We start from the raw sequence: 3,630 nt of genomic DNA, 5'->3' as shown, positions 1-3,630 counted from the left end.
AATTACGAAGAAATCGATGCCGGTGAAACTGTCTGGCGATTCGACCGTGATTTTCTCTCTTCCAACTGGACCTGCATCTGGGGCAAGGGGTGCAAAGGAATTAACGCCACAGCCGACACACTTGGCCATGGCTGTTGTTCGCTGGGGGCTGAACTAGACGGAATCGACGAAGCACGCAATTTATCTGCTGCCGCTGCCACTATTCCAGCCCACTTGTTTCAATTCCACGCTGAGGCAAATGCAGGCACAGTGTTCTCAGACGAGTCTTTCTCTGCAACTCGGGTCGTTGATGGTGCGTGTATTTTCCACAACCGCAACGGCTTTGAAGGCGGCGAAGGGTGTGCACTGCATCTGGCCGCCGATTACTTCGATGAATCACCTATGGATTGGAAGCCGTCCGTCTGTTGGCAGTTACCGATCAAGGTTGATTGGGAGATGCGCGAAGACAATGTGGAAGTTGCCACCGTGCGCAGGTGGACACGTGCCGACTGGGGTGACCATGGCAAAAAAATCGAATGGTGCTGCACGGAAGGGACCGACGCTTATGTCGGGGACTCGTCAGTCCTTGACAGCCTTGGTGATGCGTTGTCCGAGATTGTTGGCACTGAGGTCTTCGTGCAACTGAGAAATCGCCTGAAATAACCCTTCTCGGTCTCTGTGACCAAGATTCTGCGAAAAGCCCCTACCTAACGGTAGGTAGGCATCTAACCTGTGGGGGTGAGTATCGAATCACCAACAATGCCAGCCCCCCGGGAAAATTCTCTTAACGACGTGCGCGCCATCATCCCGCCTGTTTGTTATGAACGTTCACGCATGCGCGCAACACGTGCACTCGTTCAAGCAACCGTGTTGTACGCAGTTCCCACAGTCGCGTTAGTCCTGACTAACACTTGGTGGGCAGTTGGCATCTGGTGGCTACTTGCAGGTCTTGCAGTGTCAGGACTTTTTGTCTTAGGTCACGACGCATCGCATAACGCACTTCTTGATTCGCGTAAGGCGAATCGCATCATCGCCCAACTGTGCATGGGCCCGAGTGTCCATTGCGAATCCGCATGGGATCTCGGACACAACCGTATTCACCACGGCTACACCACTCGCCAAGGTTTTGACTTTGTGTGGCATCCACTCACTGTTGCTGATTACGAGGCACTGACTGGTGCACAAAAACTTCGCCATCGTCTTGAATGGTCGTGCATCGGTTCTGGCGCTTATTTCCTTCGTGAAGTGTGGTGGCTCAAGATGTGGCGTTTCAACGCGCCCGGCAAGCGTCACGACGAAATCGTTCGCGACAAAATCACACTTGGTTCAGCACTGCTTGTAGCTGCTGTAGCAATGGTTGTTATTGGCGCACTCACCGGCGGCATCGCAACAGCCATCTGGATGCCAATCAAAGTTTTGGTTGTTCCGTTCTTGTTGTTCACACAGATCATCGGATGGACTGTCTATGTTCACCACGTAGCACCAGACATTCGTTGGTGGACTCGTAAAGAGTGGACCCAGTTCAACGGACAGATGGAATCAACCACTGTTCTTCACACTCCACGCATCATTAACTATCTCTGGTTTCACAACATTTTCGTTCATGTGCCTCACCACGTTGATGCGCGCATTCCGTTCCACAAGTTGCCTCAAGCAGCAGCCGCTATTGCTGAGGCTTTCCCGGACACCGTGCGCTATTCGAAGTATTCGCTGAAGGCATACCTGCAAGCCACGAAGACCTGCAAGCTGTACGACTTTGAAGCGGCGACCTGGTTGCCGTACCCATCACGCACTACTGCGTAGATAACTTTTGTGGCCGAAGAGCCAGTAACGAATAAGTAACTGCAAGGCCTATGGCTGCGCCGATGCACCAGCCTGCGAGTACATCAGATAGCCAATGAACGTTGAGCACTAGTCGTGTGAGGCCCATCACAATAAACGCCAATGTTCCAAGCACTGTCACCCAAGTTTTAACTAAACGTTGCACTTCGAGCGCGCACCACAAAATGAGCAGTAACGAGACAACAAACGCAGTGGTATCTGCGGTGTGGCCCGACGGAAAGCTGGGATTATGAATCTGGGCCACTTGGTCCTGAAGTGGTGGCCGAAGAATATTCGTTGACTTCTTCAATACTGAAACGATCTGTCCGCATACAACCACTGATATCCATGGGGCAATTGCAACAGCAACAGAACGTGTCTTCACCCACAGAAGCGAACCAAGAACAACGCACACTGGACCCAGAAACCCAATAACTCCAAATGATGTTATGAAGCGAGCAATTGAGTGAACACGAGTTGATCCGTGATTTACAAAGAACTGCCACACCGACTGATCAAAGTGGGACACCCCCGACTTACTGTGAATGCCGAGCGAAATAGCCCAAGCACTGACGAGAAGAACTACGACTGTAAGGAGAAGGTTTCGCCTGGGCACAATGCTCATTACGCCAATTTGTCGGCAGGATATTTGTCGTACGAAGCCTTGAAAACACCTTGATGCAGAAGCACTGTTGCTACAAGCACCCCTGACACCGGGTCAGTGATAGATGTACGAGTCCAATAACTTTCAACACGTCGACTTTGACCCATGCCTACTATTTCGTGCACCAATTCATATTCAGCATCAACAAATAGCGGACCATTGATAACCCGAACTTCTAAGTCAATAAAAAGCCCCACAGCAGGTCCACGTGTTTTACCGGCGAAGCCACCCTTGTGAGCCAGGACACTGACCATTTCGGTAGGAATAACTGCACGACCCCATGGCGATTGCGCAGCAGTACTAGATGAGTACCACGGCGATGGTTCTGTAATCATCTGCAACTTGTCATTCAGTGAAAACGGATACAAGTGTCCGTTGCTTTCCGTAAATGACATCGACACACGCTCGGGTGCGCTTTTGTCTCCCACATGCATTTGATCAATGATGAACAACTCGCCTGGGTCTTTCAAGGATGCAAGCCTTCGGTCGAGTTCTGTTTCCGAATGATTTGGCCCAAGAGTCATGGTTCCGGACAGAACTGAATTGCCGTCTGACTTCACCGCGCCGATACGTGCCGATGTTGCAGACGTCCGAGTTGCAGTTGCTTGCACTTCCTCGCCTTCAATTACCATGTTTTCAAAATGGGAACTAATGCAACCGTGTTCAAACCACGCACTCCCCCACATCGCAACCCCCAACGGGTCGAACTGACTGAAGTGTGTTGGCCCTTCAATGGGCGCGCCTGGTAATCCCAACTTGTCGGCCGTGGCATCGTCGTGCACGCTCGTGTGGCCGTCATATTCCTGATCCCCCAACATCTGGCGCGGGGCACGAAACGGGCCAGTCAGTATCAGTTCATTATCAAAAGCGAAAGTAGCCATGACCCATTGTCGCACGGCATGAAGTGACTACTGTGACCGCATGGCAATAAACGGCATGACAGTGGTGGATTCACACGTGCATCTCCTACCGGGTCGCCTCGGACAGAAGGTTAGAGCCTTTTTCGAGACAGGCACGAGTTCCACATTCACGCTCGCCTACCCGAATGATCACCCAGTTGTCATCGAGACACTGGCGAGCGAAGGCGTTGATGCCATTTGGACACTGCCATACGCACATAAAGCTGGCGTTGCTGAAGGACTTAATGCTGCATCAGCTGAAACTGT

General features: G+C 51.7%; 5 protein-coding genes. 3 read left to right on the top strand and 2 right to left on the bottom strand.

What is annotated here, in order from left to right; genetic code table 11:
• On the top strand, nucleotides 1-642 hold a 642-nt coding region (locus AC9UEO_RS13410; RefSeq protein WP_509534510.1), incomplete at its 5' end, for a DUF3109 family protein.
• A 171-nt stretch (nucleotides 643-813) separates the two neighbouring features.
• Nucleotides 814-1,782, top strand: a complete 969-nt coding sequence (locus AC9UEO_RS13405) for a fatty acid desaturase (RefSeq protein WP_509534508.1) — start codon at nucleotides 814-816, stop codon at nucleotides 1,780-1,782.
• Here AC9UEO_RS13405 and AC9UEO_RS13400 read toward each other — a convergent pair.
• Nucleotides 1,772-2,425 carry a phosphatase PAP2 family protein gene (locus tag AC9UEO_RS13400; RefSeq protein WP_509534505.1) on the bottom strand — a complete coding sequence of 218 codons (654 nt, stop codon included), beginning with the start codon at nucleotides 2,423-2,425 and terminating at the stop codon, nucleotides 1,772-1,774. The genes AC9UEO_RS13405 and AC9UEO_RS13400 overlap by 11 nt on opposite strands.
• Nucleotides 2,425-3,345, bottom strand: coding sequence for a hypothetical protein (locus AC9UEO_RS13395; RefSeq protein WP_509534502.1), 921 nt, complete (start codon nucleotides 3,343-3,345; stop codon nucleotides 2,425-2,427). Before AC9UEO_RS13395 ends, AC9UEO_RS13400 begins: the two co-directional genes overlap by 1 nt.
• A gap of 40 nt (nucleotides 3,346-3,385) precedes the next feature.
• Between AC9UEO_RS13395 and AC9UEO_RS13390 the strand changes: the two genes are divergently transcribed.
• A partial coding sequence (locus tag AC9UEO_RS13390; protein ID WP_509534499.1) for a hypothetical protein occupies nucleotides 3,386-3,630 on the top strand: 245 nt, incomplete at its 3' end.

It is taken from the genome of Limnohabitans sp. (assembly GCF_040401495.1).
Lineage (GTDB): Bacteria > Pseudomonadota > Gammaproteobacteria > Burkholderiales > Burkholderiaceae_C > Limnohabitans.
This window is presented reverse-complemented; position numbering and strand designations above follow the sequence as displayed.

What these genes read in the sequence shown, in the direction of transcription:
- AC9UEO_RS13405 (WP_509534508.1), top strand. Translation starts at nt 814, where the DNA reads ATGCGCGCAACACGTGCACTCGTTCAAGCAACCGTGTTGTACGCAGTT.
- AC9UEO_RS13400 (WP_509534505.1), bottom strand. Translation starts at nt 2,425, where the DNA reads ATGAGCATTGTGCCCAGGCGAAACCTTCTCCTTACAGTCGTAGTTCTT.
- AC9UEO_RS13395 (WP_509534502.1), bottom strand. Translation starts at nt 3,345, where the DNA reads ATGGCTACTTTCGCTTTTGATAATGAACTGATACTGACTGGCCCGTTT.